19 protein-coding genes are annotated in these 24,412 nt (G+C 53.0%); 6 read left to right on the top strand and 13 right to left on the bottom strand.

The window, feature by feature from the left end:
- Positions 1-54 precede the first annotated feature (54 nt).
- Together lysS and NDI52_RS10385 are read right to left on the bottom strand one after the other, a co-directional pair.
- On the bottom strand, positions 55-1,569 hold the full coding sequence (gene lysS, locus NDI52_RS10390) for a lysine--tRNA ligase (RefSeq protein WP_190770635.1): 1,515 nt from the start codon (positions 1,567-1,569) through the stop codon (positions 55-57).
- Positions 1,570-1,578: 9 nt separating this feature from the next.
- The gene (locus tag NDI52_RS10385; protein ID WP_199307734.1) at positions 1,579-2,361 is read right to left on the bottom strand and encodes an ABC transporter permease; all 783 of its coding nucleotides are present in this window, start codon (positions 2,359-2,361) and stop codon (positions 1,579-1,581) included.
- Positions 2,362-2,646: 285 nt separating this feature from the next.
- On the opposite strand from NDI52_RS10385, the gene NDI52_RS10380 reads away from it, so the two are divergent.
- Positions 2,647-3,171, top strand: a complete 525-nt coding sequence (locus tag NDI52_RS10380) for a DUF3172 domain-containing protein (RefSeq protein ID WP_347280024.1) — start codon at positions 2,647-2,649, stop codon at positions 3,169-3,171.
- 76 nt (positions 3,172-3,247) lie between these two features.
- Here NDI52_RS10380 and NDI52_RS10375 read toward each other — a convergent pair whose 3' ends face one another.
- Positions 3,248-4,252 carry a diguanylate cyclase gene (locus NDI52_RS10375; protein ID WP_190770632.1) on the bottom strand — a complete coding sequence of 335 codons (1,005 nt, stop codon included), beginning with the start codon at positions 4,250-4,252 and terminating at the stop codon, positions 3,248-3,250.
- A gap of 629 nt (positions 4,253-4,881) precedes the next feature.
- Here NDI52_RS10375 and alaS point away from each other — a divergent pair.
- Positions 4,882-7,533, top strand: coding sequence for an alanine--tRNA ligase (gene alaS, locus NDI52_RS10370; RefSeq protein ID WP_199307727.1), 2,652 nt, complete (start codon positions 4,882-4,884; stop codon positions 7,531-7,533).
- Between the two features lie 91 nt (positions 7,534-7,624).
- Here alaS and NDI52_RS10365 read toward each other — a convergent pair whose 3' ends face one another.
- Together NDI52_RS10365 and NDI52_RS10360 are read right to left on the bottom strand one after the other, a co-directional pair.
- Complete coding sequence (locus tag NDI52_RS10365; protein ID WP_190770631.1) at positions 7,625-8,302, bottom strand: hypothetical protein; 678 nt, start codon at positions 8,300-8,302, stop codon at positions 7,625-7,627.
- 254 nt (positions 8,303-8,556) lie between these two features.
- Positions 8,557-8,706, bottom strand: a complete 150-nt coding sequence (locus NDI52_RS10360) for a hypothetical protein (RefSeq protein ID WP_348256393.1) — start codon at positions 8,704-8,706, stop codon at positions 8,557-8,559.
- A 46-nt stretch (positions 8,707-8,752) separates the two neighbouring features.
- Here NDI52_RS10360 and trmFO point away from each other — a divergent pair, with 46 nt between their 5' ends.
- Together trmFO and NDI52_RS10350 are read left to right on the top strand one after the other, a co-directional pair.
- The gene (trmFO, locus tag NDI52_RS10355; protein WP_347280022.1) at positions 8,753-10,162 is read left to right on the top strand and encodes an FADH(2)-oxidizing methylenetetrahydrofolate--tRNA-(uracil(54)-C(5))-methyltransferase TrmFO; all 1,410 of its coding nucleotides are present in this window, start codon (positions 8,753-8,755) and stop codon (positions 10,160-10,162) included.
- Between the two features lie 341 nt (positions 10,163-10,503).
- Positions 10,504-12,327 carry a mechanosensitive ion channel family protein gene (locus NDI52_RS10350; RefSeq protein WP_190770630.1) on the top strand — a complete coding sequence of 608 codons (1,824 nt, stop codon included), beginning with the start codon at positions 10,504-10,506 and terminating at the stop codon, positions 12,325-12,327.
- 122 nt (positions 12,328-12,449) lie between these two features.
- On the opposite strand, the gene NDI52_RS10345 is transcribed toward NDI52_RS10350, so the two are convergent.
- Positions 12,450-13,346: a pentapeptide repeat-containing protein gene (locus NDI52_RS10345; RefSeq protein WP_190770629.1), complete on the bottom strand. Its 897-nt coding sequence runs from the start codon at positions 13,344-13,346 to the stop codon at positions 12,450-12,452.
- 240 nt (positions 13,347-13,586) lie between these two features.
- Here NDI52_RS10345 and NDI52_RS10340 point away from each other — a divergent pair, with 240 nt between their 5' ends.
- Positions 13,587-14,750, top strand: a complete 1,164-nt coding sequence (locus NDI52_RS10340) for a pyridoxal phosphate-dependent aminotransferase (protein WP_190770628.1) — start codon at positions 13,587-13,589, stop codon at positions 14,748-14,750.
- A gap of 118 nt (positions 14,751-14,868) precedes the next feature.
- Here the strand turns inward: NDI52_RS10340 and NDI52_RS10335 are convergent, their stop codons facing one another.
- The 4 genes from NDI52_RS10335 to NDI52_RS10320 form a co-directional block, all read right to left on the bottom strand.
- Complete coding sequence (locus tag NDI52_RS10335; RefSeq protein WP_190770627.1) at positions 14,869-15,963, bottom strand: Photosystem Q(B) protein 1; 1,095 nt, start codon at positions 15,961-15,963, stop codon at positions 14,869-14,871.
- Between the two features lie 766 nt (positions 15,964-16,729).
- On the bottom strand, positions 16,730-18,730 hold the full coding sequence (locus NDI52_RS10330) for a penicillin-binding protein 2 (protein ID WP_199307728.1): 2,001 nt from the start codon (positions 18,728-18,730) through the stop codon (positions 16,730-16,732).
- Positions 18,731-18,748: 18 nt separating this feature from the next.
- The gene (locus NDI52_RS10325; protein ID WP_190770626.1) at positions 18,749-19,342 is read right to left on the bottom strand and encodes a hypothetical protein; all 594 of its coding nucleotides are present in this window, start codon (positions 19,340-19,342) and stop codon (positions 18,749-18,751) included.
- A gap of 319 nt (positions 19,343-19,661) precedes the next feature.
- Complete coding sequence (locus tag NDI52_RS10320; protein ID WP_190770625.1) at positions 19,662-20,525, bottom strand: OmpA family protein; 864 nt, start codon at positions 20,523-20,525, stop codon at positions 19,662-19,664.
- Between the two features lie 652 nt (positions 20,526-21,177).
- Between NDI52_RS10320 and NDI52_RS10315 the strand changes: the two genes are divergently transcribed.
- A complete protein-coding gene (locus tag NDI52_RS10315; RefSeq protein ID WP_190770624.1) occupies positions 21,178-21,861 on the top strand; it encodes a hypothetical protein in 684 nt (227 codons plus the stop codon).
- 85 nt (positions 21,862-21,946) lie between these two features.
- Here NDI52_RS10315 and NDI52_RS10310 read toward each other — a convergent pair whose 3' ends face one another.
- The 3 genes from NDI52_RS10310 to NDI52_RS10300 form a co-directional block, all read right to left on the bottom strand.
- Positions 21,947-23,203 carry a DUF4335 domain-containing protein gene (locus NDI52_RS10310; RefSeq protein WP_190770623.1) on the bottom strand — a complete coding sequence of 419 codons (1,257 nt, stop codon included), beginning with the start codon at positions 23,201-23,203 and terminating at the stop codon, positions 21,947-21,949.
- Complete coding sequence (locus NDI52_RS10305) at positions 23,200-23,808, bottom strand: DUF3038 domain-containing protein (protein ID WP_190770675.1); 609 nt, start codon at positions 23,806-23,808, stop codon at positions 23,200-23,202. Before NDI52_RS10305 ends, NDI52_RS10310 begins: the two co-directional genes overlap by 4 nt.
- A 198-nt stretch (positions 23,809-24,006) precedes the next feature.
- Positions 24,007-24,291 (bottom strand): DUF427 domain-containing protein, encoded by a 285-nt coding sequence (locus NDI52_RS10300; RefSeq protein WP_190770622.1) that lies wholly within the window; start codon positions 24,289-24,291, stop codon positions 24,007-24,009.
- Between the last annotated feature and the right edge of the window lie 121 nt (positions 24,292-24,412).

Genomic DNA, 24,412 nt, shown 5'->3' with positions numbered 1-24,412 from the left:
ATAGCCCCCAGTTCTTAAAGGTAACTGGGGGCTGTTTTGATCCTCGGATTCTGCTCAGGTCTCGTCTGAGTCTTTCTCGGGTTTCAGTAGGGGGAAGGCGATCACATCACGGATGCTGGCAGAATCCGTCAGCAGCATGGCCAGGCGATCGATGCCCATGCCCATGCCTACTGTAGGTGGCATTCCGTATTCCAGGGCCAGCAGGAAGTCCTCATCGACTCCCTGGGCTTCCAGATCGCCCGCGGCTTTACGGGCAGCCTGGGCTTCAAAGCGATCGCGCTGATCAATCGGATCGGTCAACTCCGAGAATCCGTTAGCCGTTTCACGACCGACAATGAACAGCTCAAATCGTTCGACCAAACCCGGCTTGCTGCGGTGAGGTTTCGCCAGAGGAGAAATTTCAACAGGATAGTCGGTTACAAAGGTCGGTTGAATCAAATTAGGTTCAACAGTTTGCTCGAATGCCTCATTCAGTACGCGACCGATCGCATCACACTTGTCGACATCCTTAATGCCGGCTTTCTTCGCAGCGGCTTTAGCATCGTCCAGGTTTTGGAACTGGGCAAAGTTAATGCCAGTGCTTTCCTGCACCAGTTCATGCATCGTCGCCCGTCGCCAGGGTAGGGTTAAGTCTACCGCCTGCCCCTGATAGGAGATTTGGAGGGTGCCGACGATTTCTTGAGCGACCGTCGCAATCAGGTTTTCGGTCATCTCCATCATGTCGTGGTAGTCACCGAACGCTTGATAAACCTCGATGGAGGTGAACTCCGGGTTATGCCGGGTTGAGACACCTTCATTCCGAAAAATACGACCGATCTCGAACACGCGCTCAAATCCACCCACCACGAGTCGCTTCAAGTGCAACTCTGTGGCGATGCGGAGGTATAACTCCATTTCGAGAGTGTTGTGGTAAGTGATGAAAGGCCGGGCATCGGCTCCACCAGCCTCTGATTGCAGAACCGGGGTTTCAATTTCCAGAAAGTCCTGATCTGTCAGGAAGCGGCGGATAGCGGTAGTGATTTGGGCACGTCGCCGGAAGGTCTCACGCACTTCAGGGTTAACGATGAGATCGACGTACCGCTGGCGGTAGCGCTTCTCAACGTCCGTGAGGCCATGCCACTTGTCGGGTAGGGGTTGCAGCGATTTAGTCAGCAGGCTATAGCGCTGTACAAAGACGGAGAGTTCGCCCTTTTCGGTACGGCGTAAAGTCCCCTTGACGCCCAGGAAGTCTCCGGCGTCGGTCAGTTGCTTCAGGTGTTCAAAGGCATCGGAGTCCGTATCGGCCATGCCTTCCTGAATGGCTTTTTTATCCAGATAAAGCTGGATAGTGCCGCTTTCGTCTTGCAGGGTGAAGAAGGCGAGTTTGCCGAAGACGCGCCGATTAAGGATGCGCCCAGCAATGGAAACGGTGTCTTGAACCTCTTCCCCGTTACCCAGATCCGCGTATTTTTCTTGCAATGGGGCAGCCTGGTGGGTAACCTCCCACTTATAGGCATAGGGATTGAAGCCCAGTTCTCTGAGCTTTTCGGCTTTGGCGAGGCGGGCGGCACGGAGATCGTCGGAAGACATTAGAAGTAGTTAATCTTTTTGATGGGAAAACTGGTAGGCACCGACCGCGGAAAGGGCGATCGCCGCCAACATCAGCACTGGAATACTGTACCAGGGAAAGCGGGACAACGGCAGATACGCCGCTGCTCGGAGGCTGATGCTGGTGTAAGTCAGGGGCAGCAGATAGACAACCGTTTTGAGAACCGCAGGCAAGGTGGCCGGATCGAAAAAAGTTGCCCCCAAAAATGACATGGGCACGATCAAGAAGTTGTTGAGCAATCCAACCCCTTCCAGGGATTTAACATTCAATCCGACGATGACGCCTAACCCTGCAAATACAGCACAGTTCAGAACGAGCATCAGTAGAAATAGAGGGCTCAGGAAATGCCAGTTGCCCGTGACGACGAGGGCGATCGCAATCACAGAACCCGAGGTCAGCAGCCCCCGCAGCACTCCTGCTAGCATCTTGCCCAAAAATAGAGCAAGGGGATGTACGGGTAACAGCAGAACTTCCTCAAAGGTTTTACTGTAGAGTCGCTCACCGCAGATAGAGAAAGTTGTACCGCCGAAGCTGATGGTCATGGATGAGAGAGCTACCATCCCCGGCAGAATGAACTCCAGATAGTTGTCTCCGGCAGGGGGCTGAACAGCTTGATCCAATGCACTTCCCAGCCCTAACCCGAAGGCGAGGATATAAATCAGGGGAGAGATTAAACCTGACGCGATGACCTGGGTAATGCGTACACGCAAGTCAAGCCAATCGCCCCAAAAAACGGTCAGGCTGTCCCGAAAAATGCCAGGAATGAGCGCCAGGGGCGAGGGTTGAGTAGCAGGAAAGGAGGTTTGGGCGGCCACGGTGTCAGGTTTTGATTACGGACTAGATGTTATTTAATGTAAACAATTTTGACGTCGATGATAAGGTGCCCCCAAGCTGCCCTCTCCCCGGATGCCCCGATCGATCGCTATACTGGACTTTAAAGTGGCTGCGGATCTTCGTAGCGCTCTACCCCTGCAAACCGTTAGTGGTTGCTTTACAAAACTGCCATGAGACGACGCCCACCTTCCCCTCCGCCTCGATCCTCTTCCCAACGACCGTCTATGGACAAGCCACCCAACAAATCTCCGCTGACCTCTGCATTTAACTATGCCAGCGTGGCTGTCATGGCGGCCATTTTTATTCTCGGGATCGGTATGGGCATCGCCTTTAGTTCGACAGCGAACTTTGGCCCCGAAAATATTGCCTCCCGTGAAGCGATCGACCGTAGTGCACCCAACCCAGAAATTTGTGCCCAGTATGGCGCCAGTGCTATCACGATGAATATGCGGGCTTTTGTCACCTTAAACCCGTTTAACGTCTATATTTCTCAGCCTTCAATGGAACCCGGATGTGTGTTGCGAAGCACCAACTGGTCAATTTTGGAGAAGCAGAATTTAGTAACCAATGATGATGTAAGGGATTGCCGTCAGCGGCTGAATACCTTTGGCTTCACAGGCGAGCTGAATCGGCCTAACGAGAAGCCCAAGATTGATTGTGTCTATCAAAATGATGCAGCCAAGAATCTCTTCTTGAATCAGCCCGGGTTTGGTACGACGACCACTCCCCCTGCAGCCGAGCGCTTCTAACGGCTCATTCGAAACTCAACAAAAAGCAGTGGGAGATGCTAACAGCATCTCCCACTGCTTTTTGTTCTTCAAAGGCTTACTTCCCTGTAGGAGGGTCACTCAGGACAACCTGATTCCGGCCTCGGGCTTTGGCTCGGAGGAGGTTTTGGTCGGCTCGGTGGAGCAGGCTAACGCCACGGTTGTCGTCAGTGCTTTGAAGGGATGACACCCCGGCACTAATAGTAATGGTTAGTTCTAAGCTATCGCTGATACTGAAGGGTTGGCTGCTGATCAGATCACAGATGCGGGTTGCGATCGCCCCCACCTCATCGGCTCCTGTATCACTCAGTAGAATAACGAACTCTTCACCTCCGTACCGGAAGGGGGTGTCGTAGAAGCGCAAATTATGGCGTAGTCGGGCAGATACCAGTTTTAGGGCGCGATCGCCCACTACGTGCCCATAGGTATCATTAATTCGTTTGAAATAATCAATATCTAGCATCAACAGGCTGATCGGCACCTCACGATCGCGGCTGTTTTGGATCTGACGGGGTAGTTCCCATTCGAAGGCACGACGATTATTCAACTCGGTGAGGGGATCAACGAGGGCGATCGCCGACAGCAAATCGTTAGTACGCATCAAATCTCGATGGTTTTGTACCCGCTGTTGGCCGGCGTGAAGCTGTGCGTAAAGCCGTTGCAGGACAAGAGGATCGCATCTTTCTAGGGCAAGCGATTCAGGTTGCAAGGGAATGGGTAGATTCAACAGGGCATCTGCTCCCATCTGCAACGCCTGAATCTCAGCCTGGAGTAACAAGGTCGGATCTGAAAGCTGCATATGACCAAGCGTTGGGGCTGTTTGAATCACAATGCAGTAAATCCAGGCAAGCTGGCTTTGAGATTTAATTTGTTGGCACAGGTCAAGGACACCCAGTTCACTGGCCTGAAGCAGTAATAAGTCGGGCTGTTGGGCCTGCACGAGTGACATCGCTTCACGAGGATGAGACGCCACTTGAATTGCAAAGATCGATAACTTCTCTACCAAGCTTGAAAAGGTATCGACAAAGTCATCGCTACCAACGATTAAGATTGAAGCATCCATTGGTCTGGGAGGCACACTCCAGGCAGTATGTCAAGGATTCCGTACAGTTAAATCCAGATGTGGGGGTACATAAGGCAAGCGGTGGCAACCGAGACGCTTCGTTAGCGTATGGACTGTAGGAGTTAGAACCAGGCAAGTAATAATGGGAAATCAGTAGACCCTTGAGATACCAAACCGGGGCCATGAAAACCCAGTCGTGCTATGGGGCAAAGGCCGCGGATATCCATGGCTACAAATTGTTAGGAAAATATTACGGAACGGTTGCGGATCTCAGATACATACCCTGTAGACAGCAATTATTGCCCGAGAACTCCATACGCTTCACAAGCAGGTAAAAGCGTCTCCTCAAAGGGCTAACTGAATGTTCACTCCAGTCGGCCTATCTAGAGTTAGACGTGAGGATTGCTCGTTCGTACGGCATCATGGAAGGAGAAGATTAGGGATATATTTTCAGTCTAAAGATGACCCTGAGATGTCTGCCGTAAATTCCCATATTACGTTAATGCCATAGGGGTTTTATACCCTTGCAGGAATTCTTAGAGCTTTTTCTTTAGTGAAAAACTCCATCTGAACCCATTGTCGACCCAGATCCTTCTTAGCCTGACCTATTGATACGACCAGGAAAACCCATGTCTACTGCCCTGCCCACTACCAACATCCCAATGCTGACTGGCTCTGAAATTCGCCAAACCTTCTTGAATTTCTACGCTGAGCGGGGGCATCAGATTCTGCCTAGTGCTTCCCTGGTGCCCGAAGATCCCACGGTGCTGCTGACCATTGCGGGGATGTTGCCGTTTAAGCCGATTTTCCTGGGGCAGCGTACCTCCGAGTTCCCCCGAGCCACCACATCTCAGAAGTGCATTCGTACCAACGATATTGAGAATGTGGGGCGTACGGCGCGGCACCACACCTTCTTTGAGATGCTAGGTAATTTCAGCTTTGGGGATTATTTCAAGGAGAAAGCGATCGCCTGGGCCTGGGAACTCTCCACCGACGTGTTCAAGCTTCCGGCTGATCGATTAGTGGTGAGCGTATTTGAAGACGATGACGAAGCCTTTGCTATCTGGCGCGATCAGGTTGGCGTACCTCCGCATCGCATCATTCGCATGGGAGCTGACGATAACTTCTGGGTTTCTGGCCCCACCGGCCCTTGCGGCCCCTGCTCTGAGATCTACTATGATTTCCATCCTGAGCGGGGCGATGACCACATTGATCTGGAAGACGATACTCGCTTCATCGAGTTCTATAACCTGGTGTTCATGCAGTTCAACCGGGATGCTGCCGGGGCTCTGACTCCCCTGGCTGCGAAGAACATTGATACGGGGCTGGGTCTGGAGCGAATGGCCCAAATTCTCCAGCGCAAGCCCAATAACTACGAAACGGATCTGATCTTCCCCATTGTTGAGAAGGCAGCGGAGATCGCAGGGCTGCAATATGCGGCGTGTGATGAAACGGCCAAGGTATCCCTCAAGGTGATTGGCGATCATGTGCGCTCGGTCGTTCAGATGATTGCTGATGGCATTACCGCTTCAAACCTGGGACGGGGCTATATTCTGCGGCGCTTGATTCGGCGGGTGGTGCGCCATGGGCGTTTGCTTGGTATTGAGCAGCCCTTTATTACTCAAGTGGCGGAGGTGGCGATCGCCCTGAGCGAAGCGCCTTACCCCAATGTGCGCCAGCGAGAAAAAGCTATCCTGAGCGAACTGCAATTAGAAGAAGCTCGTTTCCTGGAAACGCTGGATCGGGGCGAGAAGCTATTGGCGGATATTTTGTCTCAGGTTCCGCAAGGTGGGCAGGTGTCGGGCCGTGATGCCTTCGTTCTATACGACACCTACGGCTTCCCCTTAGAGCTGACCCAGGAGATTGCCGAAGAACAGGGCCGCACTGTCGATGTCGAAGGGTTTGAAGCCGCCATGGAGGAGCAGCGCGATCGCTCCCGTGAAGCCCACGAAACCATTGACTTGACGGTGCAAGGTTCCCTCGACAAGCTGGCCGAGAACCTGCACGAAACCCAGTTTTTAGGTTACACCGAGGTCAACAGTCCTGCCGAGGTTAAATTGCTGCTGGTCGGAGGCCAACCGACTGAGGTCGCCGAGGCTGGAACCAGCGTTCAGGTGGTGCTGGATCGCACTCCCTTTTATGCGGAGTCTGGAGGACAGATTGGCGATCGCGGCTACCTCTCAGGCGACCAGATTGTGGTGCGGGTTGAAGATGTGAAGAAGGATGGGGCGATCTTCGTTCACTTTGGCCGCGTTGAGCGGGGGACGCTGAAGACAGGCGATCGCCTCACGGCTCAGATTGACCTGGCCTGCCGCCGTCGGGCTCAGGCTAACCATACGGCAACTCATCTGCTCCAGGCCGCTCTGAAGAAGCTAGTTGACGAGAATATCGGGCAGCAAGGCTCTCTGGTTGCCTTCGACCGTCTGCGCTTTGACTTCAACTTCAACCGTGCCCTCACCCTGGAGGAAATTGAACAGATTGAGGAACAGGTGAATGCCTGGATCGCAGAATCCCATGGGGCGCACGTGACTGTGATGCCGTTGACGGAGGCGAAAGCCAAGGGCGCGACCGCCATGTTTGGTGAGAAGTATGGGGATGAGGTGCGCGTCATTGACTTCCCAGGTGTCTCTATGGAGTTGTGCGGGGGAACCCACGTCCACAACACCGCTGAAATCGGTCTGTTCAAGATTATTTCCGAAACGGGTGTGGCGGCTGGAATTCGCCGGATCGAGGCGGTTGCAGGTCCCGCAGTGCTGGAGTATCTGAACGTGCGCGATAAGGTGGTGCGAGAGTTGAGCGATCGCTTCAAAGCGAAGCCCGAGGAACTCACTGATCGGGTCACGGCCATTCAGGAGGAACTGAAGGCGACCCAGAAACAACTGGATGCGGCGAAGGCTGAACTGGCTCTAGCAAAATCTGACCAACTCCTCGATCAGGCAGAAACCGTCGGCTCCTTTAAGGTGCTGGTGGCAGAAATGCCCGGTGCTGATGCTGACTCCCTCAAGACCGCTGCGGAGCGTTTGCTGCAAAAGCTGGGTGAAGGGGCAGTATTCTTGGGAGCTTCCCCTGAAGCGGAAAAGGTGAACTTGATTGCAGCTTTCAGCCCTGGGGTGAACCAGAAAGGGGTACAGGCTGGTAAGTTCATTGGGGCGATCGCCAAGCTCTGCGGTGGCGGCGGCGGTGGCCGTCCTAATTTTGCCCAGGCCGGTGGGCGCGATGCCTCTAAGCTGCCTGAGGCTTTAGCCGAAGCTAAGCGCCAGCTGACAGAGCAGTTGGGTTAATTTCAGACAAGAACGAGGGTAAACACACGATAAAAAGTGGTGTAGCACAAAGCGCTGCACCACTTTTTATCGTCAGCACAACGACACGATATTAGTAAGCCTGGTCATCTGCCCAAGTGCGAAATGCTCGATAGGCCTCATTTTGAGTGGGATAGGTGTCCGTCCTACGAATTGCTGTGCAGTCATTTTGTGGCCAGTATACAAGGTAGAAGTCGTTACTCCGATCCTCCTGGATAATGTCATAGCCCCAACGAGAGCTAATTGAGCCACTGGCAACTTCGCGATCGCCCTCAGAAATTGTGTAGCACTCCGCTGCAGACTCCTGTGCTACCGCTGCTCGGGTTGTTGAGTTTGCTGTTGCCATATAACCCGGTGAAGCATTGGACTGAGAGAGACTTTGAGCTGCTCGGTCCCAGTTCAACTCAGAATTGGAAGTTGCGGCGACCTCAGGGGTATTTGCTACAGCTAATAGGGTTTGGCACTGGGTATGTCCCGATCGATCAAAGACAGTTTGAGCAGCGCGGTAGGCTTCAAATTGACGGCGCAACTGTAGATAGGATTGGCGATCGCTCGACGACACGCTATCCTGCCCTATGATCTGACTTGTGAGCCGAATTGCCGTCGTCCAATCATTCAAACAAACAGAAGTTTGTAGGGCAGTAGTCAAATCGGATAGCGATAGATTTTGGGCCGAAACCCTAACAAAATTGCCCGGTAGCAATCCACAGACAACGGAGAGCCCCAGGGCCAGGGAAAAATGCTTCAACATGGTTTTGAGAGACACCCAAACAGTTCTGGCTTAGTGATGACGTGCAGCGCTGCTCAGCACAGGACAAAAATTCAAACCTTGCTAAAAACTGGATTTTTTTGTTGCGGCGGCTTCACCGCAACGAAAAATAGGTTTTAGAGATTTTGTTTTGTACTGAGACAGAGCACACATAATCACCTTGCTCAATTTATCGGGGAGAGAATTGAGAAAACACGGTTAGAAATACGGATTGGAAGGGTTAGAGAAAACCACATTCAGTAGTTATTCTGATCGGGCGATCGTCGCAATGATGTGAGGGGGATAGGGGCTAAGCACTCATCCGACCCTGTTGATCTAGAGCCGTGGCCAGGTTCGTTAGAGCGATTACAAGCAATGCCTGTAATCGCTCTAACGAACCTGGCCATAGCCATAGGAGCTGAGCGTAAACCGTTATGCTGGATAGGTTGAGCTATGGATGTAGGGGCGATCGCCCACCCAAACCCGATGGAACCGATTCATGTCATAGGTGGTGGACTGGCTGGAACCGAAGCGGCCTGGCAAATTGCGCGAGCAGGATTGCCGGTGGTGTTGCATGAAATGCGCCCTGAGCGGCAGTCTCCTGCTCACCACTCCGAGCACTTGGCCGAGTTAGTATGCAGCAACTCCTTTGGCGCGCAGGCCACAGATCGGGCCTCGGGGCTTCTGCATGAGGAGTTGCGGCGGCTCGGTTCCGTGGTGATTGCCAAGGCAGATGAGCATCAGGTGCCTGCCGGGGGTGCGCTGGCAGTCGATCGGGCCGTCTTTAGTGAAGATTTGACCACAACCCTGGCTCAGCATCCCTTGATCGAATTGCGACGGGGCGAGGTGACTCAGATTCCAACAGAGGGAGTGGTGGTCTTGACGACGGGTCCACTCACGAGCGAAGCTCTGTCAGCAGATTTACAGCGGCTCACTGGGCAGAATTACTTGAGCTTTTTTGATGCAGCCAGCCCAATTGTCGTGGGGGAGAGCATCAATCAAGACATTGCCTTCATGGCGTCTCGCTACGACCGCGGTGAAGCGGCTTACCTCAACTGCCCCATGAACCGGGATCAGTATCTCCACTTCTGGCAGGAGCTATGTCAGGCAGAACAGGCAGAGCTGAAGGATTTTGAGCGAGAGACCGCCAAGTTTTTTGAGGGCTGCTTGCCGATTGAGGAGATGGCAAAGCGAGGCGAGGACACCATGCGCTATGGCCCTCTAAAACCCGTGGGTCTATTTGATGCCCGCTTTGGAGATTTCAAAGACCCGGCAAACCGGGACAAGAAGCCCTATGCAGTAGTGCAGCTGCGCCAGGAGGACAAAGCTGGTCAGCTGTGGAACATGGTGGGCTTTCAGACCAACTTGCGGTGGGGCGAACAGAAGCGCGTCTTCCAGCTGATTCCTGGTCTAGAGAATGCTGAGTTCGTGCGGATGGGGGTGATGCACCGCAACACCTTTATCAATTCACCAGAGTTGTTGAGTGCGGGTCTTCAGTTCCATCAGCGTCCAACGTTGCTAGCGGCGGGGCAATTGGTCGGAACTGAAGGATACACGGCGGCTGTCGCAGGAGGCTGGTTAGCTGGGACTAATGCCGCTCGTGTTGCCCTGGGGCGTGAGTTGCTAACTATGCCAGTTTCCACAATGATGGGAGCAATGTTTGACTTCATCAGCTCGGCTGAGCCAAAGCATTTTCAGCCGATGCCACCCAACTTTGGAATTCTTCCAACCCTGCCGACGAAGGTGCGGGATAAGCGAGAGCGGTATGGGCAATATCGCGATCGCTCCTTCCAAGATCTTTCTACCTGGGCCAATGCTCATGGTTTGGCATTGCGATTACCTGAGGTTGTGGCGATCGCTTAAGGGACTTGCTGTCAAATGAAATCTCGGAGAAGGGGGTGCAGGCTTTGCCCATAGCCCCCTTCTTCGGGATTTTTATTTTTTGCTAAGCCCTAATCGCATAGCGCTGAAAGAGACAGCCTTTAGACCTCCTGCGTAAATCGTTGCGCGGCTGCACCGCGCAATGATTCACGCTTTAGAAATCGATTCATGCAGGAGGTCTTTTATCTGGCAGCTAGGTAGGAACCTCTATAAAAACATCCCTTCGGCAGACCGCCCGTGGTAGGGATGCGATCCTATATGAGTAAGCAAACCTGGAGAAAATCCGGACAATAGGCTGTGGATGTCGTGCATCGAGATGCTTCATGTTGAGATTTCGACCGAAACGATTCCTTGGCCTACTCTTGTTGGGGCTGGTAATGACAGGCTTGATGGGGCTGACAGGACCGCTAGCTCAAGCTCAGGTACCGCTTCCCGCCCTATCGCCGTCACCCGCGCCGAGTGAGGTATTGGGACCACCGGACAATGTGCGCCGGGTAGGCAATGTTGAATTGGCCCCCGTCATCCTGGATGGGGAACGGTTATTTGACGTAGTCGCTCCTACAATCCTGGACCGGAATAATTTGGGGGGGCGAACCCCGGTAGAGGTGCGGGCTCAGCGCATTCGGGAGAACCTGGACTATATCCTATCGTTGAAAGAATTTTCTCTGCTCGACAACGAGATGGAGTATGGCACTCGCTTTGATCCAAAGACCCTTGCTGTTGGGGTAGCGCCTCTCAGTGGCCAAACGGTTGTGGCTGCGAGTGATGCTGACCATCCAGAGCCGCAAATCCTTCTGACGGTGACAGAGCAGGATGCCAACTATTACGGCCTCTCTCGTACGCAGTTGGCAGAGCGGTGGCGCGATCGCCTCCAAACCGCTCTCCTCGACGCCTTAAAATCGCGACAACCAGAAGCCATAGCCCGCTGGGTGTGGTTAGCCCTGATTATTGTGTTGGGTCTGCTGCTACTCAGCCTGCTGGGTTTTGTGGGGGTTAAGCGGCTCAATCATCGCCGTCAGGCTTTAAAAGAACGGCAATCTGCTGCTTCGTCTCCTGTGCCACCCCAGGCACCCACGGAAGGAGACCCCGATCCGGCATTCCTGCTAGATTTTCCTGAAACTCTGAAGCGCTACTTTGATTTGGATCAACGCTTGCGCTGGTTAGATCTGTTGCGCTGGTTGCTAATTTGGGCCGGAGTTTTGGCCTGGTTGGTGGGAATTGCCATCCTGGTGGAAGAGTTGCCGCTGATGCAGGTCACAGCCCTGGAGGTATTGCTGGCACCTCTGACCATTGTGCTGGTGTGGGGAGCTACCGGGTTAGTGAATCGGTTGGCAGACATTGGGATCAACCGTCTCATGGCGTTGTGGCGTATCCAGGGGGGTGGGGGAGATATGCAGCGGCGATCGCTCCGCATCACCACCATCACCAATGTACTGAAAGGGCTAAAAACATTTCTGGTCTACCTGCTGGCAGTATTGATTATTCTCGAAACCCTGGGCTTTAGTACCCAGTCGGTATTGGCATTTGGGGCGATTATAGGATTTGCTGTGTCCCTGGCTTCCCAAAACCTGATCCGTGATCTCGTGAACGGCTTTCTGATTCTGCTAGAAGACCAGTACGCGATTGGGGATGTGATTTCTGTGGATAATGCCGCTGGGTTGGTTGAGAACCTGAACCTGCGTACGACCCATCTTCGCAATGGAGAAGGGCGTTTGATTATTTTGCCCAACAGCTTGATCAACCGGGTCGAAAATCTAACTCGCTCCTGGGCTCGGGTCGATCACACGATTGAACTGGCTCTCAGCACAGATGTTAATAAAGGTTTGCAGGTGATCCGGGATGTGGCTCAGGGACTATATGACGACCCCAAATGGCAACCTTTATTGGTGGAGCCGCCGGAGGTCTTGGGTGTAGAAAATATTACGTCTACAGGCATCCTGATCCGCACCTGGATTAAGACTCAACCCTTGCAGCAATGGGCTGTAGGCCGAGAATTTCGGTTCCGCCTGAAATTGGCTTTGGATCAGGAGAATATCTATGTGGGTAATGTGCAACAACTGCTGTTGCACTCTGGACCCGAGGATCAGGAAGAGCTTGAGGGGGTGAATGGCGATCGCCCTCAACCCAGCTCAATATTTAAGCCTTAACCTCCACAACCTGAACTCAGCCATAATTTTGATGGGGCAGCCCATTGCGTTGCCCCATCAAAATCCATTTTTGCCTACGTTTCGCGCAAAAATGGGTAAGCAGATGCTCCCGAATTGACGTGTTAAATGGCCAAAATTTCTTCGATATCTGGCGATGCTTCGTCGGAGTCGGCTACAGGGGCAGCTTCGGCATAAACTACCTGGTCAAGACTTACGCCTTCCATCATCGTCCCTTCCAGGTTGGCATCCTGTAAGTTTGCACCTTCCACTTGAGCATTCTGAAGATTAGCACCGCTTAAGTTCGCACTGTTCAGATTGGCTCTGGTCAGGTTGGCTCGCTGTAATTTTGCTCCCAACAGGTCAGCCCCACTCAGGTCGGCCCCACTCAGATTAACTTCTCCTAAATCAGCGCGATTCAGCCGGATGCCGGCCAGATTCCCTCCTGAGAGATTTGCCTGAGACAGTTTGGCTCCTATCAATCGGGCATAGCTGAGATTGGCTCCACTCAGATTGGTGGCTCTCAGATTGGCCCGGCTCAAATCAGCCCGGTTCAAGTCAGCACCACTCAACGTTGCCTGGGTTAGAGTCACGGTGCTCAGGTCGGCTCCGCTCAGGTTGGCCTGAGTAAGATTGGCCTCTGTCAAATTAGCCTGGCCCAAGTCTGAGCGGTTCAGTACCGCCTGGGAGAGGTTCGCTCCTGTTAAATCGGCCTCTCGCAGATAGCAGCCCAGGAGATTGGCCCCTTGCAGATCTGCTCCACTGAGATTCGCAGCTCCTAGCTCGGCTCCACTTAAATCAGCCTGACAGAGAGTCGCGTGCTCAAGATTGGCTCGGCTAAGATTAGCCCCCGCTAGAATGGAATCCGAAAGATTAGCCCGACTGAGATTAGCATCCTGTAAATCATTCTGGATGAGATTAATCTGGCTGAGGTCGGGAATTACGCTAGGGTTGTCGTCCCGCCAGCGGTTCCAGTGGTTGATACTTTGCCGGAGTAAGGAGAGGTGCTCTGGATTTGCCATGGCGAACGCCTGTGAAAGATATGCGAGTCTATAGGAATATATCCAGCGGTATCATTCAATCGCCAGGACACAGCGTTGATGTAACCGTTATCTGACATTTCTCGCATCTTGTCTATGGTGGGTACGTTATTCTAGCTAGGAGCCCTGCCGGGGATACTTCATCGTCGGGATGCGATGCAGCGTTTGCCTCGTCAGGAATCGATACATAACAACACTGATGAAAGAGTTTTGGGGTTTGTCATGAAACTGGCGGAGCGGGTAGATCGGGTGTCACCGTCGATGACGTTGGTCATTGATGCTAAGGCAAAGGCAATGAAGGCCGAAGGTGTCAACGTCTGTAGCTTCAGCGCCGGGGAGCCCGATTTTGATACACCAGCCCACATCGTAGAGGCCGCGAAGGCAGCCCTCGATCAGGGCAAAACCCGTTACGGCCCCGCTGTTGGAGAACTGAAGCTGCGGGAAGCGATCGCCCAAAAGCTCCAGCGCGATAATCAACTTTGCTATGGCGTTGACAATATTCTGGTGACCAACGGTGGCAAACAATCTCTCTATAACCTGGCTCAGGTGTTTCTAGAGCCAGGCGACGAGGTGATCATTCCAGCTCCCTACTGGGTCAGTTATCCCGAAATGGTGAAGCTGGCCGGAGCTACCCCTGTCATTGTTTCCACCACTGTGGAACAAAACTTTAAAATAACACCGGAGCAATTGCGGCAGGCTATTACTCCCAAGACAAAGTTGTTTGTTTTCAACTCACCCTCAAATCCGACCGGGATGGTTTATACGCCCGAGGAGGTGAAGGCGATCGCCCAGGTGATTGTCGATGCGAACATCTATGTTGTCGCTGACGAAATCTACGAAAAAATTCTCTACGATGGAGCCACTCACCTCAGCATGGGTGCCGTTGGGCCAGAAATTTACGAACGTACCATTGTCAGCAGCGGTTTTGCTAAAACCTATGCCATGACGGGCTGGCGCATCGGTTTTCTGGCAGGGCCACAACCTCTGATTAAAGCGGCTACGAAGCTCCAAAGTCATTCCACATCGAATGTGTGTACGTTTGCTCAGTATGGGGCGATCGCTGCTTACGACGGTCCTCAGGACTGTGTTCAGACCATGTTGACAGCCTTTGCAAAGCGTCGTGAAGTCATGCATGAACGGCTCAATGCAATGCCCGGTCTGACCTGCTTAAAACCAGATGGCGCATTCTATATGCTGCCCAGCATTCGAGACACCGGAATGACCTCTCTCGACTTCTGCAACGCTCTTTTAGATGAATATCAGGTCGCTGCGGTACCGGGGATTGCGTTTGGGGCAGACGATTGCATTCGTTTATCCTATGCAACCAGCATGGAGATGATCGAAGAGGGGATGGATAGGCTATCCAAGTTTTTGCATAAGCTCTAACTTTAACGAGAGGGGGAGCTTGGCTCCCCCTCTCGTTTGTTGTCCTCACACCACCGGGACATGTGTAGCTCGTGTTGTCCTCACACCACCGGGACATCTGTAGACAATTTGTTGTCCGTTAGCTCTGAACCACTGGAGCACTCAGGCTTACTGGAGTTGCGTCACCTCCTGCCAAAATGTTGGGGAAGTGGTGCGTGTTGGGTGCATGCATGGCCTGAATTCCTAGCATGGCTCGATTGACAAGATCCGCATCGGTAGGAATCACTTTACCTTGACTATCGAGAATGGATTGATTGAAGTTAAAGCCGTTTAAATTGAAGGCCATAACACCAACCCCAGCAGCAGCAACCCAAACGCCAACTGTTGGGAGAGCAGCCATCAGAAAGTGAACGACACGGCTATTTCGGAAGGCGGTAGCAGGGATCAACAAGCGGCCCAGGTACCCTGCGTGCCCTGCCAACAAATTGTAAGTGGTTTCCTGTTGTCCAAACCGGTAGCCCATGTTGGCGGATTCCAGGTCAGAGGTTGTGCGAATCAGGCTGGCAGATACGAGAGAACCATGCACAGAGCTGAGCATAGCTCCGCCTAATACCCCAGTAACGCCGAGCATGTGCAGCGGGTGCATCAGGATGTTGTGATCGGCCTGGAAAGCAAACATGAAGTTGAAGGTGCCCGAAATGCCCAGGGGCAATCCTTCCGAGAAACTGCCCTGACCTATGGGATAGATCAGCAGCACGCTAGTGGCGGCCAGGACGGGAGCGGAGAAGGCGATCGCTACCCAAGGCCGCATCCCCAGGCGGTAACTCAACTCCCACTGTCGTCCCAGGTAAGCAAAAATTCCAATTAGGAAGTGCAGCACAATCAGTTGATAAGGCCCACCGTTATAGAGCCACTCAGGAATTGATCCCGCTGCCCAGAGAGGGTAAAAGTGCAGTCCTATAGCGGCTGAGGTGGGGATTACGGCGGCAGTCAGAATATTATTGCCCCCTAGCAGCGAACCAATGATAGGTTCCCGAATTCCATCCAGATCGACGGGAGGAGCCGCAACGAAGGCAATGCTGAAGGCGATCGCTGCCGCTGCCAGGGTGGGAATCATCAGTACTCCAAACCAACCAACGTAGAGGCGATTGTTGGTGCTAGTAATCCATTCACAAAAATGATCCCAGGTCCTGAATACATCTAATTCAGGCCGATGTTGAATAGTGGTACTCATGATGACGTTTCCTCTGCGAGAGGTCACTTCACCCAGATCTATTCCATTTAAATTGATAGAAACGCAGAGAATGAGAGCATGTCTGAGCCCCAGAAACGGTAGATTTTTCGTGCAATGTGCCTACGAAAAATGTTCCATCAATGCCCTTTTAGGTGAATGAGGTAGGATGCAAAATTTGAGCGATCGCAAACAAAAGGCTTTGAAGTGTAATGCTTTGTTCGCAAATTAAGAATCGGAATTGGAGCGAACTGAAGTGAAGCCAATAATCTTAACTTTCCTAATTTTAGACCGATTGCCTCGTCTAGTTTGTAGAGAAACACTAAGTTTTATGGCACTTGTTTTATCCAAAGAATCACAAACAAAATAACCTGTAATTCTTTTTGGGGAAGGGGTGGTTGCGCCACCCCTTCCCCAAAAAGAATTACAGGTTAATAAATACGCGATCCAAGGTGGGCGCAGTTTTGCTTCCTTTGCAGGAAGTTCATCACCATATCTTTTTAACAGGAAAAAGTGTAGAACATTCGACGCATCCTCATACTGAATTAACGTCAGTTCGGGATAAGCCGAACCGCCCATTATTGCGTGCGCGACGCGCACGCAATAATGGGCTTTTTCGAGTGCCGCGCGAAGCGCGGCACTCGAAAAAGCCCTTAACCAGAACTGAGGTTGAATTACTATAAGAACCCGTTTGAAAAGGTTGATTATTCGTGTCTAAAGGGCACAGAAAACCAACCTTCTCAAACCAGTTTAGAAATCCGAGTTCAAGTTACCAGCCCTGGTCGTCTGTGTCCTGCGTCAACCCATCATCAGCTGCATCGGTTGGTTGCGAATCAAGCGTATCATCTGAGGTCTGAGTGTCATCCCAGCTATCGGTAGCTGCTTCAGCAGCGGGGGAAGCCTTCAGTTCTGCTGGGCGACTAGGAGGAACACCCAGTGTGGTAATCATTGTTTCAATGACCGTCTTTGCCAGAGGGGCTGCTACAGTCCCACCATAGGCGTTGTCTCCCTGAGGCTCGTCAACAACGACCAGGATGCTATAACGGGGAGCATCGGATGGAAAGAGGCTGACAAAACTGGTAATTCGTGCCGAGGAATCATATCCACCAGAGGCACTGGCTTTTTGGGCTGTACCTGTTTTTCCCGCAAGCCGATAGCCGGGGATTTGTGCGGCTTTTCCAGTGCCATCGTCTACCACGGCTTCCATCATCTTCAACACGGCCTGAGCCGTTGCTGTGGAGAAAACTCGGCGGGGAGCCGGCAGCTTGGGTTGCCATTGAAGTTTGTTGTTGGCGTCGTAGAGCCCGGTGACAACGTGAGGTGTCACTAACATGCCCCCATTGGCAATGCTGCTTTGAAGTTGAACCATTTGCAGCGGTGTCAGCGAAATTCCCTGACCAAAAGCAGTGGTTGCAGGTTCAATAGGGTCTGATAAAAATGTTTCCTTGTCCTTCAGGGTACTGGCGGTTTCAAAGGGTAGGTCGGTGCCTGTCACATCACCCAGGCCGATCTTCTCAAGCCAACCATAGTAGTCATTTGGCTTGAGCTGTTGCATCACCCGTACCATACCTACGTTGCTGGAGTTTTGGATGATTTGAGTGATAGTTTGCGGGCCTCGTGCCCCAGCGTAGGAGTAGTCGTTGTTCTGAATAGGCCATTCTCCAACGATAATTTGGCCTTCATCCACAAAGCTATCACTGGGCTTAACGGCCTTCGATTCTAGAGCGATCGCCACATTCACGGTCTTGAATGTAGAACCTGGCTCATACAGGTCGCTAACGGCCCAGTTGCGATAGCGATCTGCTGGGGACTTGTAAAATTGGTTGGGATCAAAAGTAGGTTCGGTGACCAACGAGATCAGGGAACCATCGCGCACATCCATCACCAGGACAGCTCCCCGCTTGGCACCATAGCTTTTGATGGTGTTTTGAAGGGCAATGCGGACCAGCCGTTGCAGCCGGCTATCAACCGTCAGGTGCAGACTCAATTCATCAGAGTGGGTCAGGTCTCCGGGGTCTGAACCGGGGAGGATTTCCCCCATGGCTGTACGCCGTAGCTCATACTTGCGGGGCTTGAGCTGAAGCTGCTCGTCAAAGCTATATTCAATGCCTGCCTGTCCCTTCTGCTCGCCATTGACAAAGCCAACAATTTCTCCAAACAAATTTTGCTGAGGGTAAAGCCGTTGTTGTTCTTCAATCAGCTCTAACCCATCCATCCGTAAGTCGCGGATCCGGTCAGCCATATCCTCGGGTAAGGCATATCCAGCTTCCAGCCCACTTTCCCCACTCTGAAAGAGTTGTACCAGGTCGCTCATTGGCTTGTTGATGATAGGAGACAGAGCCTGGGCAATGGCTTCCTTCGACTCCTTAAACAGCTTGGGGTGAGCATACAGTGTGTAAACCGGGCGATCCACCGCCAGAATATTGCCCAGGCGATCAACGATGGGTCGACGGGGCGGTGGTGAATTGAGCATGATGCTCTGCTGCGATTCAGCTTGCGCCTGTAAGCTCTCCGCATCAAATACCTGCAAACGTACCAGATTTGCAGCAAGCCCTACCATACTGACAAGCAGGATGGCCCATACGATAAGCAGCCGCGCCCTGGGATGATCCAGAGCTGAGGAGCGCGATGGCTTCACTGGCCGAGCACTACTCCCCATTCCCCTGGGTAAGCGTTCAGGGCGAACAGGGCGGGAGCGAAAGGATTGAACGCTGGGGCGGTGGGCACCCCGTGGAGCCGAGGTGGGCTTACGAGAGCCAGGGCGAATCATGAGTGGCTTAGGGCGAGGTTAGTAGGCAAAAGGACGAGCAGGTTCAACCTCGGGAGCGGGTGCAGACGCTGCTGTAGGAGCGATCGCCTCACTAGAAACGGGCGGCGGAGCATCCAAAAACACAGTCGTGTTTAAGTCAGAGGTGATCAGCCCACTATTGGGGTTGAGAGCCTGCTGGGCCAAATCATTTTTTAACACTTCATCGGCCGCCATAAGTTGACGTTCCTGCCGTTGTAGAGCTTCCAGCCGATGGTACTGCTGGCTCCAGAGCTGCTGGGTATAAACCGTCCAGCCATAGAATACGGCGGTCACTGCAATGACCAGAAAGGTCAGAGGTGTGGCAACCTGTTGCGCAAGCATTAACGTCCGCAGCCCCGCTGGCATGGACCGTGAAACGGGCAGAGACTGTACCGTGGGGGCACTATTCTGCCGCCGTCCGGGCGGAGCCAACCGTAAGTCTGCTGCTGAGGGACGTACAGCTAGGCTTGAGGGTTGTGTAGACCTGGGAGCCAGGGGCATTGGGCGGGAGGAGTTAATGGCCTGAAGTGAGCCATCCTGGCGTGACCGGGGCGATCGCGGATACGGTACCAGGGGCTTAGGAACAGCAGTCATAACCTCACTCCTTCAATAAATCCTTCAAATAAGCCGTATTTAGACAGACTCAAGAGCCCATTGATGCCGTCTTTTTTCCGCCTTGGAAAAGATTCCAAAGAGAGGACGGAATCAACAGAATCTAAAGCCGAGGAAGACTAAAGTTGCCCTCATCATAGTCCGTCTCTAGAAGTTTACTGATCTTTTCAAAGCTGGCAAGCAAATTTTTCAGAGAAATCAAAGGAGCGATAAAACCGAATGGGTTTAATAGTTTGCTCCTTGACACCATAGCCTGCTTTTTTTAATTTCCCGGTTCTCCCAATCACTTGATTGAACTGGGCTATCGAGGAACAATACGAATTTCAATTCGCCGATTTCGGGATGGATCCGGAGAATTGCCTGCGCCTGTTAATGGTTTAGTGTTGCCATAACCAACGGTCAGCCATGTGTAGCCAGCACCTAAGCGGCTTTGTAGATACCCTGTCACCGTACTAGCTTGCGCAAAGGATTGCTCCCGTTGCGCTTCAGCACTACCGCTCGCATCACTATGGGCTGCTACCCGCATGACCGCATTGGGATAAGCCTGTAAATCCTGAGCGATGCTGTCTAGAATGCCACGGGCAGCCGGTCGTAGCATCTGTCCGTTGGGCTCGAACAACGCATCGCTGGGTAGAGTGACCAGCAGAGTCCGCTCGCCCGCCGCAACGGGGCTCGTCTCTACGGGAGCCGCTGTTGGATCAATGCTCTGCTGTAAGCGTCGCAACCGGGCATCCAATGGCGCGGCGGTGGGCACGATCCCCAATTCGGTTTCCAGAGCGGTGGCGCGATCGCTCAAGGTTTGCAAATTTCCCTGAATCTGGTTAACTTCGGCTTGAGCCGTCTGGCGGGCTGAGGGAGCCAGGGTTAGTGGTGTTGGTGCTAACGATGGTTCTGCCGCAGGTTGGGTTGAGGGCTGAAATGGCATAACCCCCGTTTGCCGACGCGCATTCAAGTCTTCGACTTGCTGGAGCAGGCGCTCCGTGAGAGGCGGTTCGGCTACTGTGCCGGGGGCTAGTTGGGCGATCGCTATCCCAATCAGCCAAGCCAACCCACCACTGACCCCCAGTAACAGTAGACGAAATATAAGAGTTAAAACTCCTAAGGCCCGATTCTTGCGTCTGGAAGAAGGCTGAGTTGAGGGAGGAATTGCTTGGGTCTGAGACATGACAACAGTGCAAAGCGCAAGGGTGCAACAAGACAATGCAAGCAGCTAAAACAGGACATGCAGTGCTGCTATACGTCTACTCCGAATGGATTGCCTATGTCAAAACAAGACACCGAGGGTTGATTGTAGCACCGGGAAATAGTGAGGAAATCCATCTTCTGGCTTATGGGAAAACGGTAAATCAACGCTTTAATGGTGCTCAAATACCAGTTTGGATAACCGCTTCCATATTCCCACATCCTGTCCGGATTGGTGGCAAAGGGCGTCGTTAAGACTGGTAACGGTTTTTTCAGGGAAACCCCAGATCAATCGTCAATTAGACTACATTAGAGCAAATTCGATGGGGATCGTTGCGGTTTTCTCCGAGGCTTTTGAACCTGATTTGTATCGGTTTGAAGGCATACTCCGCTGCGACACCTAGGCATCGGGTAATGCACTCCTTTGTTTCCTGTTCTTGGCTATTTCGTGAGTTTCAATCTGGAGTTGAGGGATCACGTGTTTGTACGTGATTCGTTCATGCCCCTATTTCTCTTCCTCTCCGTCGGGCATCGACAATCGCCTGACACAATATCACTCCAATATCTGTGTTGAACGCCTGCATGTTGCTGTTGTGTTCAGCACAACTCCACTTCCCTCACGCCCTCACACTGCCATGCAACCGTCTATTCAACTCGATCCGCTGAACAGCCCTTTCCCAATTCCTTGGAATTGGGTGCTGGCCACGTTGTCTGACACCCGCAATTCTGTTTCTCGGATGCGCTATTTTCGCACCCAGTCGTTGCTATCGCCGGATGGGCGTTTTGCCGCCTACAGCCGGATTCAACTGGTGGTCGAATCTGACTTTACCCGGAGTCGGGTGAGTAGCGCAATGTTTGTTGAAGACTTGCAGACGGGAGACTTAAAGACGATCCCCATTACAGCCCCTTTTGCCGATAACCCCTTCATGCATGAAGCCGATCAGGAAACTTCTGGCACGATCGCTATCGTGATCCCCGTGGCCTGGTCTCCTGATGGCGATCGCATCCTGGCCCGTGAATTTGAATCGATGTTTGGCACCGGGTTAGCATCAGACTTCGCTGTAATCTGGGATCACCACACCAACCGCACTCACACCCTTGCTCCCAGTGGCATTGCCTATAGCAACGCTATCCTGTTGGGCTGGAGCCGCACTCATCCCAATCGGGCTCTCTTCCGAGCGGGAATGATGGGCGATCCCCAATGGGAACAATGGGCCGTTGATCCCAGCGGTACTACCGATCCCGCCCCAGAGGATCAACCCATTACGTTTGGGCAATACGTCAATCATGTGTGGGCAGGGCCCCAGGCTTATCGATAAGGGTTCTTAAAATGATGGAGTGTTGACAAAGCCAATATTCCATAACTAAAGAGTGGGGGTGGCAAAACCACCCCCACTCTGAGTTTTATTGAGCAGGCCGCCCATGCCATGGGCTGACCTGGACCGCCCCGCCGGGAGTAAAGACCACCCGAAAATCGGCAGACGGCTCAGGGGCATCGTTGCCCGTTGAGTTGTACTGCAAATCTCGGAGGGGAGTTTTGTCCATGTGTTGTACAGCCGCATCATTCACATAACGGAAGCCAAGAATGTCGCCGTTTTCAGCGGTACGAACACGGTAGACTAGCTCTTCAGGGAAATCTGAACCCTGAGTCCAGGCTTCATCCAAGCGATTGCGCAACTGATCCTGTAACTGGTCAACAACCTCGGGATCCGTAATTTCGTTATCCCGGGTCAACGCCTGGTTGAGGTTGCCAGCCGCAGCCGAGCGCCTTGGAGAAGGTGTTGCTGAGGCTTCCGTTGTTGGGCTTGTTCTGGGCCTAGGTGACGTTTCTGCCTCAGGCGATGAGCTCGCCTCCGGGCTGGAGGTCACCTCCGGACTGGGAGTTTCTTCAGGGCTGGAAGTTTCTTCAAGACTGGAAGTTTCTTCAGGGCTAGCAGTCGCCTCAGGGCTTGGAGAGGGGCTGGTTGCAGGAGAAGCACCGGGGAGAACTGCGGCTGTATTGGATACTGCAGCCGGCGATTCCTGCGCAGTGGGTTCCTGCTCCACGCGCCGCTCGGGAATGGGGAGGAAGAAGAGAGCGATCGCTGCTGCTGCCAGGCTGGTTAACCCCACTGCAATCGGTACAACACGCTTACCCACAGGCTCATGGGTAACGGCATACTGACGGGAAATGGGGGCTAGAGGAACGGTCAGGTCAGGAACCGTTTGCTGATCCGCCAACATTTGATCGAGCGCTTCTACCAGATCAAAAAGTTGTACCGTTTTCAGGTCTAGCTGAATGGTTCCAGGAGCGCCGATCGCAACTTGTCCATTACCTGCGGATGCATCCTCTTTTGACTGCACAGTTAGACGATGCACGTCTGGATTAACACGTTCTAGCCGTACCACTTCCCGATCCGCCCGATGGCTACCGGACGCCCCAGGGCTGTGAGGGTGCGGTACGCCGCTGAGAAACTCTTGGGCGTAGTTGCTTACAACGAGCACCAGGGAGTCGAGTAGCGATCGCCCCCCGGTAAGGGGCGGCTCTAGACCCAGCAGATTACACTCGACATGGGTAACGACGGAGAGAGGCGGACGGGGAGAGGTTTCAGTGCCGTCTGGGGCAAATCCTTCGACGACTAACTTACAGTTGGGCAGATTGTATTCACGCTGAATGGTCATGCCACCTCTCCATCAAACAGGCTAATCCACAGCCGCTGAGTACCTGAAATACCCGTGCAAAACAGCAGTTGACTCAGCAGAGAAAGGGCCAGACTGTTAAGTTTTTCATCCGTGTTGTAGGCCATGACCGCTGCCCGCTTGGGGTTCATCCGGGAGCGGAAATGGGCACGGAAACGTTCTAAATATTCGGATAAACGGAAGGAAGATTCTAGCGGAATGTTGCGTTCGTTCAGTTGCTCATAAGCTAGCAGTAACTGCCGGATCAGCACCGTGAGCCGCCGTGCCTGAGAGCTGATCATCATCACCAGAGCTTTTCCCTCTGTCTGGCTCAGCTCGCGATGTTGGCTACCGTAGCGACGTAAGGGGTTGGTGCAACGCAAACGCCAGAGTTTAACCCGGTTTTCGATCACAGGTTTGAGGTTGAGTTCTTGGGTCAAGCTGAGGAGTGCTTCAGACCCGTTCAAATCCAGGGCTTCGATCGCCAGCAATAGCAAGTCGAGCTGGACACGGGCACGACGGGGGCAGTTATCGCCCAGGCCGTCAATGTTGGGCAGGGCATCCAGCAGGGAACCGTGGGGTGGGGTGGGAGGGCTATCGACTTGCATTAATGGTTTCGCAATGGACACACAGAATCAGCAGAATTTTAGCGCTTAACACAGTGACTGGAACGAGCCACCCCTCAACCAGGCGCAGATCGGGGGCAATGCTAAGTCTAACGACGCAGCATCCTGTCTAGGGTGCCCACTTTAATCCTCAAAGGGATCAATGACAGATTGTGGGCATCGCGCATGATGGAACACAACTTAGACTTCGACCTGAACTCCACGCCAGAAGGCGATATGCCCCGTAATTTGCTTCGCTGCATCTTTGGGGGTGGGGTAGTACCAGGCGGCGTCTTTGTTGACTTTTCCATCCACTACCACGTTGTAGTAGCTGGCGAACCCTTTCCAGGGACAGGTTGTGTGGGTGTCACTGGGCTGAAAATATTCGGAGTGAAGAGCATCGGGGGGAAAGTATTGATTCCCTTCGACGACGACACAGCGATCGCTTTCGGCCAAAACAGCGCCATTCCAGGTAGCTCGTGGCATATATCTTCTCCAATGGGGGAATGGTGAGATCCGTATAAATCGTCGGAGGGTCAAGTTGATCCATCCGGAACGATGCCAGGTAAAAACTCTGTCTACACCGTCTGCCATTTTAGCGTCCGGA

The sequence above is a fragment of the Leptolyngbya sp. PL-A3 genome (assembly GCF_039962325.1).
Classification (GTDB): Bacteria; Cyanobacteriota; Cyanobacteriia; order Elainellales; family Elainellaceae; genus Vacuolonema.
Note: the sequence above shows the minus strand (reverse complement) of the source record. Positions and strands in the feature narration are given on the sequence as shown.

Excerpts from the sequence above, each read along its gene's own strand:
- alaS (WP_199307727.1), top strand. The coding sequence starts at position 4,882 with ATGTCTACTGCCCTGCCCACTACCAACATCCCAATGCTGACTGGCTCT.
- NDI52_RS10375 (WP_190770632.1), bottom strand. The coding sequence starts at position 4,252 with ATGGATGCTTCAATCTTAATCGTTGGTAGCGATGACTTTGTCGATACC.
- NDI52_RS10310 (WP_190770623.1), bottom strand. The coding sequence starts at position 23,203 with ATGACCATTCAGCGTGAATACAATCTGCCCAACTGTAAGTTAGTCGTC.
- NDI52_RS10325 (WP_190770626.1), bottom strand. The coding sequence starts at position 19,342 with ATGACTGCTGTTCCTAAGCCCCTGGTACCGTATCCGCGATCGCCCCGG.
- NDI52_RS10320 (WP_190770625.1), bottom strand. The coding sequence starts at position 20,525 with ATGTCTCAGACCCAAGCAATTCCTCCCTCAACTCAGCCTTCTTCCAGA.
- NDI52_RS10330 (WP_199307728.1), bottom strand. The coding sequence starts at position 18,730 with ATGATTCGCCCTGGCTCTCGTAAGCCCACCTCGGCTCCACGGGGTGCC.
- NDI52_RS10300 (WP_190770622.1), bottom strand. The coding sequence starts at position 24,291 with ATGCCACGAGCTACCTGGAATGGCGCTGTTTTGGCCGAAAGCGATCGC.
- NDI52_RS10350 (WP_190770630.1), top strand. The coding sequence starts at position 10,504 with ATGTTGAGATTTCGACCGAAACGATTCCTTGGCCTACTCTTGTTGGGG.
- NDI52_RS10365 (WP_190770631.1), bottom strand. The coding sequence starts at position 8,302 with ATGTTGAAGCATTTTTCCCTGGCCCTGGGGCTCTCCGTTGTCTGTGGA.
- NDI52_RS10380 (WP_347280024.1), top strand. The coding sequence starts at position 2,647 with ATGGACAAGCCACCCAACAAATCTCCGCTGACCTCTGCATTTAACTAT.
- NDI52_RS10315 (WP_190770624.1), top strand. The coding sequence starts at position 21,178 with ATGCAACCGTCTATTCAACTCGATCCGCTGAACAGCCCTTTCCCAATT.
- NDI52_RS10345 (WP_190770629.1), bottom strand. The coding sequence starts at position 13,346 with ATGGCAAATCCAGAGCACCTCTCCTTACTCCGGCAAAGTATCAACCAC.
- NDI52_RS10335 (WP_190770627.1), bottom strand. The coding sequence starts at position 15,963 with ATGAGTACCACTATTCAACATCGGCCTGAATTAGATGTATTCAGGACC.
- NDI52_RS10360 (WP_348256393.1), bottom strand. The coding sequence starts at position 8,706 with ATGGCCAGGTTCGTTAGAGCGATTACAGGCATTGCTTGTAATCGCTCT.
- trmFO (WP_347280022.1), top strand. The coding sequence starts at position 8,753 with ATGGATGTAGGGGCGATCGCCCACCCAAACCCGATGGAACCGATTCAT.
- NDI52_RS10305 (WP_190770675.1), bottom strand. The coding sequence starts at position 23,808 with ATGCAAGTCGATAGCCCTCCCACCCCACCCCACGGTTCCCTGCTGGAT.
- NDI52_RS10340 (WP_190770628.1), top strand. The coding sequence starts at position 13,587 with ATGAAACTGGCGGAGCGGGTAGATCGGGTGTCACCGTCGATGACGTTG.
- lysS (WP_190770635.1), bottom strand. The coding sequence starts at position 1,569 with ATGTCTTCCGACGATCTCCGTGCCGCCCGCCTCGCCAAAGCCGAAAAG.